General features: G+C 56.4%; 14 protein-coding genes. 7 read left to right on the top strand and 7 right to left on the bottom strand.

The window, feature by feature from the left end:
* From ACFOOL_RS16070 to ACFOOL_RS16050, 5 genes are all read left to right on the top strand, one after another.
* Positions 1-1719, top strand: a complete 1719-nt coding sequence (locus ACFOOL_RS16070; RefSeq protein WP_380098376.1) for an ATP-binding protein — start codon at positions 1-3, stop codon at positions 1717-1719.
* Positions 1720-1976: 257 nt separating this feature from the next.
* Positions 1977-2906 (top strand): ArdC family protein, encoded by a 930-nt coding sequence (locus ACFOOL_RS16065; RefSeq protein WP_380098375.1) that lies wholly within the window; start codon positions 1977-1979, stop codon positions 2904-2906.
* A gap of 239 nt (positions 2907-3145) precedes the next feature.
* The gene (locus tag ACFOOL_RS16060) at positions 3146-3634 is read left to right on the top strand and encodes a helix-turn-helix domain-containing protein (RefSeq protein ID WP_380098374.1); all 489 of its coding nucleotides are present in this window, start codon (positions 3146-3148) and stop codon (positions 3632-3634) included.
* 104 nt (positions 3635-3738) lie between these two features.
* On the top strand, positions 3739-4404 hold the full coding sequence (locus tag ACFOOL_RS16055; RefSeq protein ID WP_380098372.1) for an Abi family protein: 666 nt from the start codon (positions 3739-3741) through the stop codon (positions 4402-4404).
* A 13-nt stretch (positions 4405-4417) separates the two neighbouring features.
* On the top strand, positions 4418-5182 hold the full coding sequence (locus ACFOOL_RS16050) for a hypothetical protein (protein WP_380098370.1): 765 nt from the start codon (positions 4418-4420) through the stop codon (positions 5180-5182).
* A gap of 529 nt (positions 5183-5711) precedes the next feature.
* Here ACFOOL_RS16050 and ACFOOL_RS16045 read toward each other — a convergent pair.
* Positions 5712-5906 carry a hypothetical protein gene (locus tag ACFOOL_RS16045; protein ID WP_380098369.1) on the bottom strand — a complete coding sequence of 65 codons (195 nt, stop codon included), beginning with the start codon at positions 5904-5906 and terminating at the stop codon, positions 5712-5714.
* A gap of 442 nt (positions 5907-6348) precedes the next feature.
* Between ACFOOL_RS16045 and ACFOOL_RS16040 the strand changes: the two genes are divergently transcribed.
* Together ACFOOL_RS16040 and ACFOOL_RS16035 are read left to right on the top strand one after the other, a co-directional pair.
* Positions 6349-6591, top strand: a complete 243-nt coding sequence (locus ACFOOL_RS16040) for a hypothetical protein (RefSeq protein WP_380098367.1) — start codon at positions 6349-6351, stop codon at positions 6589-6591.
* A complete protein-coding gene (locus tag ACFOOL_RS16035) occupies positions 6588-6872 on the top strand; it encodes a hypothetical protein (protein WP_380098366.1) in 285 nt (94 codons plus the stop codon). Before ACFOOL_RS16040 ends, ACFOOL_RS16035 begins: the two co-directional genes overlap by 4 nt.
* Here the strand turns inward: ACFOOL_RS16035 and ACFOOL_RS16030 are convergent.
* The 6 genes from ACFOOL_RS16030 to ACFOOL_RS16005 form a co-directional block, all read right to left on the bottom strand.
* Entirely contained in the window at positions 6869-8947 is a 2079-nt protein-coding gene (locus tag ACFOOL_RS16030; RefSeq protein ID WP_380098365.1) for a type IV secretory system conjugative DNA transfer family protein, read from the bottom strand. The genes ACFOOL_RS16035 and ACFOOL_RS16030 overlap by 4 nt on opposite strands.
* Before the next feature lie 15 nt (positions 8948-8962).
* Entirely contained in the window at positions 8963-10243 is a 1281-nt protein-coding gene (locus ACFOOL_RS16025; RefSeq protein ID WP_380098363.1) for a relaxase/mobilization nuclease domain-containing protein, read from the bottom strand.
* Positions 10240-10692 (bottom strand): hypothetical protein, encoded by a 453-nt coding sequence (locus ACFOOL_RS16020; protein WP_380098362.1) that lies wholly within the window; start codon positions 10690-10692, stop codon positions 10240-10242. Before ACFOOL_RS16020 ends, ACFOOL_RS16025 begins: the two co-directional genes overlap by 4 nt.
* Before the next feature lie 391 nt (positions 10693-11083).
* Complete coding sequence (locus ACFOOL_RS16015; RefSeq protein WP_380098360.1) at positions 11084-12025, bottom strand: GIY-YIG nuclease family protein; 942 nt, start codon at positions 12023-12025, stop codon at positions 11084-11086.
* Between the two features lie 5 nt (positions 12026-12030).
* A complete protein-coding gene (locus ACFOOL_RS16010; protein ID WP_380098359.1) occupies positions 12031-15108 on the bottom strand; it encodes a type I restriction endonuclease subunit R in 3078 nt (1025 codons plus the stop codon).
* Positions 15105-15725 (bottom strand): retron system putative HNH endonuclease, encoded by a 621-nt coding sequence (locus ACFOOL_RS16005; protein ID WP_380098357.1) that lies wholly within the window; start codon positions 15723-15725, stop codon positions 15105-15107. The genes ACFOOL_RS16010 and ACFOOL_RS16005 overlap by 4 nt, the downstream gene beginning before the upstream one ends.
* Positions 15726-15730: the final 5 nt, after the last annotated feature.

The raw sequence follows: 15730 nt of genomic DNA, 5'->3' as shown, positions 1-15730 counted from the left end.
ATGGTGACAATCAGCCCCGTCGATCCGGACAAATATATCGGTACCGTAACGGTCGTGAACGCTGGCCAGGTACAGGCCAATTTGCCTCTCGCAAGCGCTCACCCGGAGCGGCGAGCGCTTGCGCTTGGTGCGGTCGGCGATTTCGTTTTTATAGACTGCGAGCGAACAAAGTTGCTAGGGCGTATCACGGAAGTAAAGATACCCGATGTCGAACGCCTGTCGGTAGAGCCTCATCTCGGTGCATCGGTCACGCCCAACCCTATCGGCCGTATCCAGTTGCTTGCCACTGTGACCGATGGAGACACAAAGCTCTCTCGTGGCGTTAATACTTACCCAAAAATAGGGGATGGTGTTTTCTTGGCCAGTGCTGAAATATTAGCGCAGATGATCGGAAAGAGTGCGACGAAGGAAGGCGAAATAAATATTCCTGTTGGCGTAATCGAGGCAGGAAGCCGCAACGTCACCATAGACCTGCCACCTGAAAAGCTCTTGGGGCGTCATTGCGGAATTTTCGGCGCGACCGGTGGCGGAAAGAGCTGGACTATCGCGAGTCTCATCGAAAAAATCAAAGAGAAAAGCGGAAAGGCTATTGTCTTCGATCCAACCGGAGAGTTTTGCGACATAGCGGGAGTGGACACCATTTTCGCTTTCGAGGCTAATGTCCCCAATGCCCGTCACGTTCATTTTCCCTATACAGAAATTACGGAGGACGATCTTTTTTCGTTATTCCGTCCATCCGGCCAAAGCCAAGGTCCAAAGCTGCGAGATGCTGTAAAAAGCCTAAAACTGGTTCGGGCGCTTGGGCAGAATGCCCCTACCGGCCTCCATATGGTTGGAGGCCTTATAGAAAAGGCCAACCGCCCACGGGAAACGTTTTTCAATGCTGTTCAGGCCAACTCTGTGGCGATCCATTCCCCGAAATGCAACTTCGATATCACTAAACTGTCAGAGCAGATTAAGCTGGAATGCGTGTGGGGTAATTCCCAAAACGTTCCCAGCAATTTTGGTGGAATTGACAACAACGCCGCAAGCTACTGTGAGTCTCTAGCATCTCGTATTGCGACGCTTTCCAATTCCCGTGAACTGGAGTGCATTTTTCGAACGCATGGTGATTCCCTCGTCGATGAGATCAACAAATTTCTTGATGATGACGAACGCGATATCGCAGTGATTTCATTCAAAGAGGTTCGGTTCGAGCACAATACACGTGAAATTTTGCTCAACATTATTGGGCGCTATCTCCTTGGCATTGCCCGCGAAGGACGTTTCCGGGATGAACCGATTGTTGTCTTCCTCGATGAGGCGCACCAGTTTCTCGGACGCACCGTTGGCGATGAATATGGAAGCGTACGTTTGGATTCGTTTGGCCTAATCGCCAAGGAGGGAAGAAAGTATGGCCTCACTTGCGTTCTGGCAACGCAACGTCCGCGCGATATTCCTCACGATGTACTGAGTCAGCTCGGAACGCTGATAGTTCATCGCCTAACCAACGAGCAAGATCGTAACACTGTGGAGCACGCTTGCGGCGATCTTGATCGCTCTGCTGCGCAGTTCATTCCAATGCTCGCCCCTGGCGAGGCTATTATAATCGGACCCGATTTGCCGACGCCTCTGCCATTGAAAATGTTCCGCCCGGAGTCACCGCCAGATTCTAAAGGACCAAAATTTCAATCTCATTGGATGGGGCGCAGGCAGCGTCTGGCTTCTGCGGGGTTCTAAGTCATAGGCTTGGACACTTAGCATATTTCCCTTTGATCGAATTCGTATTCCAGTCGTCTTCTCCTAGAAGCCCGTCGCCGCTAACCATTGCGGCCTTCTTTGTGGCTTTCCTGACAGTCCCTCCCATCCCTTGCAACGGCATACGCCGTCTTTTCGCTTTGCCCGCCCCTTCGGGGTGCAAGGGCTGTTTTGGCCTGTCTCTCCGGACGCCATCAGGCCGCGATGGTCGCGGCTTAAACCGGCAAAGGAGAGAAACCATGTCACGCAACACAAAGTTCGACGTTCACCAGGAAATCACCAACCGCATCGTTGATGCCATCGAAACCGCAGGCGAGTTCCGCTTGCCCTGGATTAAGGCCACAGGCGGCAGTTTTGCCCGCCCCGTCAATATCGCCTCGCGCAAGCCTTATAACGGCGTCAATATCGTTAGCCTCTGGGTATCGGCCCTTGCCAGCGAGTTTCCGTCCAATGTCTGGGGTACGTATCGTCAATGGCAGGCGCAGTGCTGCCAAGTCCGCAAGGGCGAGAAATCCTCACTGGTTGTCTTTTATAAGACTATCGACTTTGAGCAGGTCAATGACCAGACCGGCGAAGCCGAGCAGGCCGAGCGCATGATTGCCCGAGCAAGCTGGGTGTTCAATGCCGCGCAGGTCGACGGCTATGACCTGCCCGAACAGGCAGAATTGCCTGAACGTCCTATGTTTGACCCGATTGCTCGTGCCGAAGGATTTGCCAAGGCCACGGGTGCCCGTATCGAGGAAGGTGGAGACCGTGCCTGTTATATTCCCGCCCTTGATACAATCCGCATGCCGGAGCGCCGCCGCTTTACCGGTACCGACACCACCACGCCCGCCGAAGGGTTCTATTCAACCCTTCTCCACGAGCTGACGCACTGGACAGGCGTAAAATCCCGCCTCGACCGCGATATGTCCGGACGCTTCGGCACCCAAGCCTACGCCATGGAAGAACTCGTGGCCGAGCTGGGTGCAGCGTTCCTGTGTGCTGACCTTAGCATCACGCCGGAGCCGCGCGCTGACCATGCCAGCTATATCAAGAACTGGCTTGAAGTGCTCAAATCCGACAAGAAAGCCGTATTTACCGCCGCTTCCAAGGCATCCCAAGCTGCCGACTGGCTGTTGGCGCTTGAGCAGGCGGCCTTGCCGTGGAACTCCGAGGATGCGGCGTAAGCCGCATCTTTGCACCACCTCAGGTAAGGAATAGCGCTTCCCTAGGGGTGGGGAAACCAGCTTCTGTAGGTAGGGGCGTTTGGCGGCCACATAAACAACGATAACCGTACAACGCCATTTCAGAATGACCGCAAGTACCGTAATTTGGGTGGGTAAGGCCTATTCCCCACCTACGCCCGAGACATGTATTGCCGTATGTCAATCCGCCTCCTATAGTTAGAAGGCGAAAGGAATTGGCCATGAATAAGAAATCCAACACAGCGTCGATCTTAGATTTTCCAAAACAAGAGAAGAAAAAATCATCTTCAACTGAAAAGATATGGGGAAAAGCTGTTTATAGTCACGGCTATACTGGCGTGCCGTCAATTTTAATTCAGGGGCAGCGCCGACTTGGGCTTTCGCCAATTCAGTTAAATATTGTTTTGCAGCTCCTGGATTATTGGATTGACCCGGCACGCAAGCCTTTCCCGAGCAAGAGGGATTTGGCCACACGCATTGGTGTTACCTCTAAAACCATCCAGAATAATGTCAGAGCGCTGGAACAAGCTAGCTTGATTGTCAGGGAGAAGCGAAAGACAGCCGCTGGTGACTGGAATAGCAATATCTATCACCTGGACGGCCTCATCGAGAGGGTTCGGGCGCTTGAGCCTGATTTTGCGGCTGCCAAAAAGAAAAAGAAGGAAGCCAAGGCTGCCGCTGAAACACCAGCCGGGCTAAAAGGTGCCTAAAAAAGATTTACCCCGGCCGCGTGCCAGAGGCAGAGACGGTACCGGGGTGTCCACTTATTAGAATAGTGCAGGTAGGGGAAAATATCAAGCTTTAAGGACACAGAATGACAAAGGAGCACGAACTGGAAAAAGCGCTTTCATATGAACGGTTTGCTCGCTATGAGGGCTGGGCAGCCGGTGACCGCGCGCGTGCTCTTGAGCTATATACGCTCAATGCCAAGCTTTCTGAAAGCCTCTATATCACAATGCAAATGCTGGAGGTATCTCTGCGCAACCGCATACACACCACCATGTCAGTGACACATGGTGAGGATTGGTTCAAAAACAATACCCTTATCAAATTAGCCCACCAGCAAGAGCAGGTTGCAAAGGCGATAAGCGACGTCAATGGTGATGGCAAAGAAGCAACGCCGGGTAGAGTCGTGGCCGCGCTCACATTCAGTTTTTGGACTTCTATGCTTAGCCCTGATTACGAAACGCTATGGCAAACAACATTATTCCGGATTGCCCGAAAGCCCAATGGAAAGGGGCTGCGTCGCAAGGACTTGTCAGGCCCACTACGTCCAATACGGACTTTGCGGAACCGCATTGCCCATCATGAGCCGATAATTGCCTGGAACCTACCAAGCCACCATTCAAAGGCTTTGGAGATTATTTTGTGGCTGTCGCCAGCCGCGCATGAATGGTGTCTTGCCCATTGTCGCTTCGCTTCGGTCTACCCGGTTGAGCGTATCGAGCTAGCCCCAAGCGACGAAATAAATGGTCAGTAAGCGAAAAAGACGAATGATCGAAACTATCACCCCCTCTGTGCTTGACCTAACCCGCCCTGCACTATGGCCCGCAGAATTGTTGGATGCGCTGGACGAGCACAAGGCGCTGTTTGCAGCGTGGGAGCGGGGTGATGGCAGCATAAGCGGACAGGCCTATGACCGCGCCATTTATAGCGTGACAAGTGCCTTGCAGCCTTATGTCGTCAAAGGTTGGCATTGTACGCGGCTAACCGAGCATGAAATTAGCCATATCCTAGCCGAAGGCCTACAACTGCCAGATGAGACCATGTTGCAAAGCCGCATTGATAGGTTGGTCATCCAAGGCGTACTTACCGATGAAATCGCTGCACAGCTCAAAGCTAAAAACCAGAGCGCCGATTGGAATCGGGCCGGACGACTATGGTTTGTCGGCTATCAGCCCGGCCTTGCCGGAAGAAGCGGTATAGGGCGCTTTTTTCGGCATTGGGGCGGTGAAGCGCTCTACAATTATCATGAGGGTAACCCAGACACCTCGCTGGTTCTCCAACGCATTGGCATTCCCTGCATTGTCGAGGCGGCATTTCCAGTGCCTTCGTTAAGGCCGCATGGCTTGGCTTTGCATATCCAAAAGGTGTTTTGGGCGCATACGAGCGGCTATTCGATTGAGGGTTTTCAATTTGAGGATTGCGCCGTTGAACCCTTGCCCGCATCAGCTATCGAGCGGATACATCGCTTTCCCGAACCAGAATTTATCAGGCTGGCGGATTGTGCGGCGTGGTTTGAGCCGGTTCGGCTCTAAGTCTTCGGATCGCCACCGACTCTTCCGGCAAAGGCGGGGGGCTTTCGCCCCCTTTGTCCTAAAACAGCAGCGCCATACCATGCAGGATGAGGATGAGATAGCAAGCGGCCATTATACCGTATGCTATTGTTAACATTATGGTTTACCCCATTGTTTTTGTGTTGGGCACGATGCCCACTACTATTTAGGGAAAACCAATCTTTGACTTTCGGAAATTATCACTGGCCGCTTTGGGCATCGCCGTAGCGCTTCAAATCCTCACCATGCTGGAAATAGACCACCAGACCCGCACTGTGCTGGCTGGTGGCCGGGAGTTGACAACCGGAATCTATACGAGACGGCGCGGCGCTCTTTGGTCGCAAGGCTTTGGCATACAACGCCGCCTCCCAACCTTTGGCCGAGAAGCGACACGGTAACGGGTGTCAGCCGGTACAGTTTCAGGGTTGTCACGCCCCGGACCGACCTGCTGGCCGATCTGAGAAAAGCATACGGCGATAAGGACATTAGGTCAATAATATTGACCTAATTGCTAAAAGGGTGGCCGTGGTCGATATGTGCGGCGGTTGAGCACCAACCGGATACTCCCCGCAAGGGCTTGGGCTTGCTTGCGTTCCTGGGGCGCAAGCTCGTCGTGGCGCAGGATTTCGAGCAAGTCGGCGTAAAGCTGATGCAGCTCATGGGTGGAGAGTGTTTCGAGGTCGCGGAAAGAGAATGTGAGGCGCATGGCGTTTTCCCTTGTCTTGCCTGCCCGGTTCATTCCGGAGCATTGGCAATCGGGAGGGCGCGGGGGCTGATAATCCGCACCTTTAGGGCGAAACGGATGTGGAGAAGGTCATACCATTGACCTTGCGGGTTTGTCGGTCTGCCTTCGTGCTAATGATTGATGTTTGCTTCGGGATAGAACGGCGGCAAAGCGGGGATAAGCCCGTGACTTGCTGGCCGGTGTACGCGCTCGGGTACGCTTGTTTTCCTCATGGGCTGGATCGACTCGTTTATGACGCCTGAATTCCTTCACCGTCACGGCTGGCCGTCAATGCGGCGGCCCGCGCCAGTTCGCCCCTCGTTTTTGGGCGGGGCTCACCCGTGTTGCGCATGACGGCTGCGCCTGATGTGCCGGTTTTTGGGGAAGGCGTAACGAGCCAACCCAAAGATGAGGAGTTTTCAACATGGCACGCACGTCCAATACCAACCGCAAAGAGGCTACGGCCCCCAGCTTCATTGCCTGGAACGTCACCACCAAGGGCAACAAATCCTACTGGCACAAAGTCGGCGCTTGCTGGCAGCACAAGGATAAAAAGGGCATGACCCTCCAGCTTGAGGTTCTGCCCATGGATGGCCGGATCGTCCTGCGCCACCCGATGGACAATGCAGGAGCCGCAGAAACGGCCAAGAAAGTGGGGCGCTCATGAGCGCCCCTACTATTTCCACCATCGTCTGGCAGGGCATTTGCCTCACCATTCGCCATCAGCCCGATTGGGCCGCCGGTTTTGACCATATCGAAATTACGTCCGAGCGGCGGTTGCCCTTTCCGATATCAGAGACCGGTTATCGCTCCCATTTCCTGCATGGCGAAGATTTGAAGCGCTACGGCGATGCCCAAAGCTTTGTAACCGCATGGCTGGCCGAGGCTGAGCAATCGCCCGCATGGCGGCGCATTGCCGAAACATGCCGCCAGCCGAGCTTGTTTTAAAGCCAGCGGTCAACCTGAATGTTCCACTGAATTTGCAGGCCTGTTGCAACCTGGTGCACTGTTTTGGCAATGGGCGGATATTGCATTGCGCCCCACGCAAGGGTTGCCACAAAGCCAAGCTGGATTATGCGCCGTATAATTGCCGTGATGCGCCGCTTGCGCGCATTGGCAATGGCCTCGCGCTTCAACCTCTCCAGCTCTTGTTCTTTGGCCGCGTGCTGGGCGGCTCGTAGCGCCAAAAGCTCTTCGCGCTCGCGAGCGTCCCGCGCCTCCTTCTCGGCGCGAAGTCGTTTGTATTCCGCTTCGCGCAGCTCCGTCCGTCTTTGCGCTTTAAGACGCTCTTGTCTCCGGTATTCGAGCGTAACGGGCGGCTTGTGGTCGCGGTGCGGGTCGAACAGCGCCGTAAATTGTCTATCGGCAAAATAGGTGCCGCGCCTGAGTGCCAATGGCTGCATCCCCGAGGCCAGCGCCAGCATGGCCGGTTGCGCCCGATTGCCAAACAGGCGCCCAACCTCATCGGGCGTGAGCAGATAGCGTTTGTGGATGCTTTCGTTCTTGCCCCGCGTTTGGCTTTCATTACTGCCGACGCTGCTATTGGAGGATGTGCCGGATGACCATCCGACGGTGGAACTGGAGGACGTGCTGCGGCTAAAATTGAAGTGACCCCCGCTCCAGCCCGAGCTGTCTGTCACGCTGGAACTGACGCTGCCAGATTCACTCTGGTACTGGCCGTGACTCCGACTTTTTGACGTTCCCTTGGTGGCGCTGTGGCTTTCCGTCCAGCGCTGAACCTCAATCTCGCCAATCAGCTTTGAGACATATTCGCGGGTGAAATGGTCGTCGTTGCCAAAAAACAGTTTTAGCCCCGCATTGGCGACAAGGGTTTCCCAGTTATCCTTATACACATCCTTGAGCTGGGCGAGGGTTTGGGCCACGAACATCAGCTTGACGCCGTAACCGGCAATTTGCGCGGCGGCATTTTCAATGACCTTCATGCGCCCGAGCGCGGGGAATTCATCGAGCACCATCAAGACAGGATGCTTGGGCGCAGGCGTGGGGCGGACGCGCTCCATTTCACCGATGATGAGCGCCGTCATCATGCGCAGCCAGCGATAGTGACTGGCCATATAGCGTTGCGGCAAGCACAGATAAACCGTGGTTTGCCAGCGTTTTAGATTGCCAAGGTCAAAGCTGGAATGGGAAAGCGTATCGCGCAGCGCAAGGCTATCGAGAAAATCGGTATTGGTGCGCAGCACCTGCATCACCGACATCATCGTGCGAGGCGAGGATCCCAGCAATTCCTCAAACATCACCCCATATTGCGCGACAACGCCGCCATAGGCCGTGTTGCGCTGCATGGCCTTGAACAACAGGCTCATGCCGGTGGGTATGTCGTCCTCACCGTTTATTTCCAGAAGGCGGCGCATTTCATCATCGCCTGACAGCGAGATGTTGCGTAGCGTCGCAAGGTTGCGTTTATCGTCGGGAATATCAGAGCTGCTTGCCACATGCAGCAGCAGCGCCTTGAGCATGGTTTTGGCCGAGTCATCGAAAAATGGCTCACGCGAGTCTTCCGAGACAATTAGCGCATCGGCAATCCGCGCCGCGTCGTCAATCGCGGTGCGGCTATCACCTTTCAAGATGTCGAGCGGATTATAGCTGGCGCGCAGATCGGCAAAATCATCATGCTGGGTGCTGACCTCTCCAAAGGGGTCGAGGATATACACCTCCTGCATCTGGCCTCTTGCCCACGCGGAGCCGTGCGCGCGGCGTCTGGCCGTCACCATGGCGTTCTCGCCCTTGGGGTCGATCACCACGGCGGAGCCGGGCCATAAGCACAGATTGGGGATGATGATCGACGCACCTTTGCCAGAGCGCGTACCGCTGACCAACAGCACATGGCGGTCATCATTATAGCCGACAGCTTCGCCCGAAGGCAGGCGACCCAGCCATAGGTCGCCTTCGGCATAAATGGGTTTTCTATCGCCCACAAAATTCATCCAGCCCGCCGTACCAAGCGGGATTTTGCTGGTATCGTGGGCCTGGGTATAGGTGACGGGCAGATTCATGCTCATCATCGCCTCCTGTGATTAAAGGCTGAAATCGATGCCGCGCTGCGGCGTATGGTCTGGCTGGCGCTCGCGCTTGCGGTCACTCTCGCGGCTGATGCGCAGCATCTGGCCGATACGGGCGGCAAGCTGCATTCGCTCTTGCCGCTGGCGGGCTTTAAGCGTTGCGACCTGTTTATGGAGGGCTGCGGTTTCGCCGGATTGGAATTTATACAGCGCTTCTTTTTGGGCGCGGTCGCGGGCGAAGCACTGGAAGGCTTCCCGCTCGTTTTGCCGCCTCATGGCCGCTGCCCTACCGGTGAAAAAATCCACCACGCCCATCAGGCCGGTGCGCAGACGCTGTTGCCGCTCTTGGGCTTCGGCTTTCCAGCGCCGTTCCTGGCCTTGTTCCAGTGTCGTCCGTTCAGCCCGATGCTGGGCGACCAGCTTCTGGCGCTGTTCAACAAGCGGCGTTAACGCCTGCTGTTGTTCGGCGCGGATGGTTTTGAGGTGTTCGCGCAACCGGCTGGACATCCGCCGATGCGTATCGGCTTTGACTTCATTCACACTGGGCAGTGCGTCGGGGCTGCCCAATCGGGCATTCAGGTCTTTGGTTTTGATCCCGGCCATGCGGGCGACCGAATAGACCTCTCCGTGAATATCGAGCGCGACAAAGCCGCGCCGATCTCCACGGGCAAGGAAAAAGCCGCTTTCCTCCAGCGCGGCCTTAAAACTTTGCTGTCCATCCGAGTGCGCCCAAGCTTCGCGAAAAACCTGCTTTATCTCGCGTGGGTCGAGGTCGAGGCGTTTGGCCTGCTGCCACTCGGCCAAAGTGAAGTTCAGCGGATTTTTCCAGCCGTTTTCCTTATAGCCATCGGGAAGTTGCCAGCCATGTTCGAGAAACAAATCTTTGGAAAGGCTGTTAAGACGGTTTTTGAAGTGCGGAAGATTGACCGCCTTCATCTCCTGCGCATCAATCCGCGACCACACGACGTGCGCATGCCTGCGGCCATTCTTTTCATGAATGACCACCGCGCGCGGCTGGCCGGAAAGGCCGAGCTTTTCTTCGGCCCGCTCCGCTGCCGCCAAAAGGGCAGTAACATCAACCGCCACGTCTTTGGGTGGATTGAAGCTCAAAGAGAACAGGAACTGCTTGCAGTTGGTGCCAAGCGATATGGCGTGGGCTTCTTCAAACGCCCCGTGCAAATCGCGCGCGGTAAACCCGCGCAGCTCATGCACCGTCACGTGGTCATTATCTTTTTCGTTCAGCAGGTGGCGGGCCAGATTGCCCGCACCGCCACGTTGGGAACCGACCAGTATCATAGATGCGGCCCTCCCATTTGGGAGGCTTGGGCGAAACGGATGCCTAGCCGCTGGTTCGGCACCGGCGCTTTGGGCGGCTTCTTGCCCAAAGCTTCGAGCAGATGCAGGTGCATAGCCCGAATATCATCGCAGGCCGCCGCAAACTTCGCAGCCAGCCGGTCATCGACATAAAGGCTTCCATTGGCGGCGGCGTAAGATAGCCGCTCAAGCGAGGCGGCAAGCTGGCTTGCGCCCAGCGCGGCCAGCACCTTGGCCAATGCCTGCTGGTCATGGCGGGTGCCGCGTGAAATTCGGCTGGGGCGATACCCTTCCAGCGCAACCATCTTGATATATCCCGCCAGCGACATGGTGCCTGCCAGTTCTTCCAACTGGCGGCGCTCCTCTGGCGTCAGGCGGATTGAGAGCGGTGCGGGGCGTTTGCCGTAAGGCTTTCGGTGAAAGGTGCTCATGGCTGTACCTCCCGAAAATCAACATCGGCATGTTTTAGCTGGTGTTCCCAATCACTTAAGACTTGAAAAAGTTCATCAAAATCAGTGAGTTCTAAGTTCGAAGAGTTTCCGCAACTCTCCGCCACTTGCCCTCGCGAAAGCGTTCTCCTGATCCGGCTTCGGCCGGATTTTCCCGTTGTTTTCGAGGGTTATGCGGGAAGGGCTGTGAACCGCCCCGCGTGTCAGCAGCGCTGAAGGCGGTCTCTCTGGGCAGATATTCTCTGGACCCGTCAACCAACCCCATATGGTTCAGCGGGTTAATGCTATGATTTCGTTTACCTAAAATGCTTATCGCGCGGCAACCGTTCTCGAATTCCATTCGCATGCAAAGCGGACCGTAATCCAACCCGCTTCATCCATTCGTCTCAGGTTCGCCCTGGGGCGGCGTGCCTTCCGCTTCCCAGTCCGCGTAGCATCGTCCGTCCGCAAGCTTCCACAGTATGCGTCCGTTCGCGCTGGCTCCGATGACCGTTGCTGCTGCTGCAGATGCTGATGTGAAACTGTAGTCGCTGGCGAAGACCAACGTGCTGGCGTCTGCGCGAATGACGCCCGATTTCAGAAGCGTCTCCCGAAGCGCGAGACTGCCCTTGGGGATAGTGGGCGTAGTGCGTGCGCGGGCCTTGGAACCTGCCTTCACGACAAAGTCGCCCGATTGAGAGATCATCATTTCCGCGGAGAAGCCTTCCCCCCTGAAGAAGAACACCGGGCTCGGATCGTCTACGGTAGTAGTCAGTTGCTCCAGCGGTTCAGCGGCCCTGCCGCGCATCTCACGGAACAGATCCCATCCGAGAGCACCGACAAGCGTCTTGGTCTGGTCGACGAACTCCTCCATGGCCGCCCTGTCGGGCAGCGGGAGCTTGCCAACATCTTCGGAAGGACGTTTGCTGTTTGGGACGTGCCAGCGTGGATTGCCTCCAACCGCACGGATTAGGCAAGCTTCCACATATCGCGCGTGGCTCTTTGTCAGATTTTCACCTTTGCTGATGAGTACAACGGTATCGGTCCAGTAAGCCTTCGGGTCACGACCTGCGTCATTTGAATTGTGGGTGTAGAGCCGCGAACCAGTGCCTTCAGACTCGCCGATATAGGCGATCAGCCTGTCGGGTTCATTCTCGTCTGAGCCAATGAGCAGGTAAACACCAGGACGTTCAATCTCTGGAAACGCCTCCCTTACTCGCCGAAGCTGATTCCTTCGAAAGGCAATTGCTTGAATGGTCGACATGGAAATCTGAGCGACCCGAATACCGTTTGGGTCGCCATCAAGAAGGAAAATGTTTATCGAACGGGGCTTCAACTCGGCTAACGCCTTTCACGGTCGGTTCGGCTGGGAAGTGTAACGTTCCCGTTGCTTTGAGCCTCAGCCGAGGTGTTTAGCTTGCGATAAGCCTCCGAAGACAGCCAACCAGTCACGACCTTCTGAAACGATTTGTCGTTCATGAACCGTGCGAAAATCTCCTCGTTTTGATCCATGCGTTCAACAAACAGCGCCTCAAGCAAGTTCTTGAAGACGAGCTCGAACTTGTCGCCCGGATTGACGGCCGCCGCTTGCTTCAGCGCAGCATCGGAGATCGCCGCTTCCACGATCTGATCAAAGAACAGCTGGTCGGCCTGATTGAAGTCGGTGCCGAACCGGTCGTTGACGACATCGATGAGTCGCGAGAGCGGCACCGCTTCCTCGTGAAGGACACGGGTTCCGACCTCGGATGGGCCATCGAGCCGGGTGGCCTGGCCATAATTCAGGCTGATAGAGCCTTCGCTGATCTTCTGCAGGCGGTAGTATTCAAGCCGCACCTCGTCATCGAACTGGTAGGACGGCCCGGCGCCGCGCTTCGGCAGTTTAGTCGCGAGGTGGCGCAGGAAAACATAGAGGCGTTCGAGGTCCGTGTCCTGGTAGGGAATGATTTGGCTGAGGAACCCGTAGAGACTGGAAAATGCCATCAACTTGCCGCGCCACAGCTCGGCCTCCTCAGGCTTGTCCTCCTGAAGCTCTTTGAAACGGGCGACGCACGGATCAAGTGCGGCATTCATCAACTGATGATCGTTCGGGCTCTGGCGCTGGCGAGGCTTGAAATATACCGCACTGAAACGCTCAAGGTCGGCGACGACGTAGACACCTTCCGCGTCGAGCTCGCCCTTGATCTCATACATTCGAGCAGGGTCGACGTCTTCGCCGACCTCCGCGCCTTCGTAGTAGGTCTTGAACGCCTCGCGGATTTCATCGCGTTCGTTGACGAAATCGAGGACGAACGTGTCCTCCTTTAGGGGGTGGATTCGGTTCAGGCGAGACAGTGTCTGCACCGCCTGGATGCCGGCAAGTCGCCGATCGACATACATGGTGTGCAGCAAAGGTTGATCGAAGCCCGTCTGGTACTTCTCGGCAACAAGGAGCACCTGATATTCCTGCGTGGCAAAGACCTCCGGCAGTTCCTTCTCACGGACGCCGAGGTTCATGCCCTCCTCCGTGTAGGTGACATCCTTCAGCTTGTCGTCCGTGACGACGCCTGAGAAGGCCACCAGCGATTTGATGGCATAGCCCTTCTCCTTCACGTAACGATCGAAACTCTGTTTGTAGCGAACAGCCTCGAGCCGCGAGCCCGTCACCACCATGGCCTTGGCCCGGCCACCGATTTTGTGCTGCGTCGCGGCGTGGAAATGCTCAATCATCACCTCGGTTTTCTGGGCGATGTTGTGAGGATGCAGCTTGAGGAACCGTGCCAGAGCGCGTGCCGCCTTCTTCCGCTCGACGTTAGGATCGTCCTCGCTCGCCTTGAGCAGCCGGAAATAGGTGGCGTAGGTCGTGTAGTGCTTCAGCACGTCGAGGATGAAGCCTTCCTCTATCGCTTGGCGCATTGTGTAGCGATGGGCGGGCTTGCCGTCGCGCCCGAACACCTTGAGCGTCTTGTGTTTCGGCGTAGCCGTGAACGCGAAGAAGCTCAGGTTTGCCTGCCTTCCGCGTTTCGCCATGGACCGATACAGCTCGTCCATGTCGTCCTCGTCATCGGCGGCCATGGCTCGAGCAGCCTCTTCGCGAAGGCCTTGCCCGCCGAGAACTTCCTTCAGGTCAGTTGCCGTCTCGCCGCCCTGCGAGCTGTGCGCCTCATCGATGATCACTGCACAGCGGCGCATCTTCAGCACACCTCCGTCGGCCTCTCCCCGTTCTTCGGCGATCTTGGCCAACTGACGCGAGACGAATGGAAACTTCTGAAGGGTGGTGATGATGATCGGCACGGCACTTTCGAGTGCTTCCGCCAGCTGGCGCGAGTCCTCGTCGATCTTCTGGACGACGCCGTGCTTGTGTTCGAACTGGTAAATCGTGTCCTGAAGCTGCTTGTCCAGGACCACGCGGTCAGTGATGACGATCACACTATCGAAAACTCGCGAGTTCGCACTATCATGCAGCGATGCAAGCCTGTGCGTCAGCCAGCCGATGGTGTTGCTCTTTCCGCTGCCGGCCGAGTGCTCGATCAGGTAGTTGTTGCCAACCCCATCTCTTAGCGCTTGATCGACCAACGACCGGACTGCTTCAAGCTGGTGGTAGCGCGGAAAGATCATCGTTTCCTTCTTGACCCTTCGTCCTTGGTCGTCGCGCCTATCTTCGACCTGGAGATGGATAAAGCGCGCGAGGAGGTCGAGCAGGCTGTCTCGCTGCAGCACCTCCTCCCACAGATACGCCGTGCGGTAGCTTCGCCCCTTGGGATCGGGCCCATTGCCGGCGCCACCGTTGTTGCCTTTGTTGAAGGGCAGGAAGTGGGTGGCCGCACCGGCAAGCCGAGTGGTCATGAACACTGTGTCCGTGTCGGCCGCAAAGTGGACCAGCATACGCCGCTTGAACTCAAAGATCGGCTCGCGCGGGTCGCGATCATGCCGGTACTGGTGCAGGGCGTGCTCGACAGTCTGTCCGGTCATCGGGTTCTTGAGCTCGACCGACACGACTGGAATGCCATTGACGCTCAGTACGACGTCCAGGGACTTTTCGGAGGTCCTCGAGAAGTGCAATTGCCGCGTGAGCCCGACGCGGTTAGCGGCGTAGCGAGCTTCCAACTCCGGGTTCAGCCCGTGCGCAGCCTTGAAGAATGCAACGCGCAGAGTCTTGCCGTAGCACTTGAAGCCGTGACGCAAAGTGGCCAGAGAGCCCTCCCGGTCCATCCATTTGGTCAGGTCGCCAAGAACTTGGGCGCCGGTCTTTTCCCCATGAAGTGCCTTGAGAGCCTTCCATTCCTTCGGCTGTGTTTCGCGGATGAAGGTGAGGACGGCCTCAGGGAAGATGGCGCGATCACGGTCGAACCCCGACGCAGGTTCCAGCACCGCCCCATTCGCGAGCATCGTTGCTTCGATGACGGTCTCGAAAGCCCCTTCCGAATATCGGGCGTGGTTCATGCAGCTACCCCTCGGGGTTTCTGCCGCAGAAACCAGACAGCGACGGGGCTGAAGGGCGCAAGCTTATCTGCCCCGTCTGTGCGGCGAACAATTTGCGCCTGTATGTTCCGGCGCGCCGGCGGTGTTGAGCGCCACCAATTCAGTACTTCCTCCAATACCGCTTTCCTGTTGCTCCTAAGACGCGCCAAGTTGAGGTTTAGGACTGAATCCAGCTGGCCGTTGAAAACATCGTCCGCGCTTTCAATCCTGCCATCCGACAAGTACCGGATACGCGCTTCAATTGCATGCTCAGGATTCGCAGGGTTCCATCGCAGTTCCTGATCCGCCTTTCGAACATCACAATGGTGACCAACTGCGGCCTCGCCATCTCCGCCGCGGCATGCACCTAGGAGATTGGCATAGGCGAGTTGTTCATCCGGAAACATAGCCTGGCATCGCCAATGCTCGATCCGCATGGATGCTCCATCGGCCCGAATACGTCCCATGCAATAACAGCAAAGACCTCTCTGCTCAGCGACCAAAGCAGTGCGAAGGTCGTCCTTCTGGGCGTAGTTGTCGTAGTTGCAATGCTGCTGCAGACGATGCTGGAGAAGGCTGTTCGGCTCTGCGCCTTTCACGATTG

It is taken from the genome of Devosia honganensis (assembly GCF_042648785.1).
In the GTDB taxonomy this organism is placed as follows: Bacteria; Pseudomonadota; Alphaproteobacteria; order Rhizobiales; family Devosiaceae; genus Devosia; species Devosia honganensis.
Note: the sequence above shows the minus strand (reverse complement) of the source record. Positions and strands in the feature narration are given on the sequence as shown.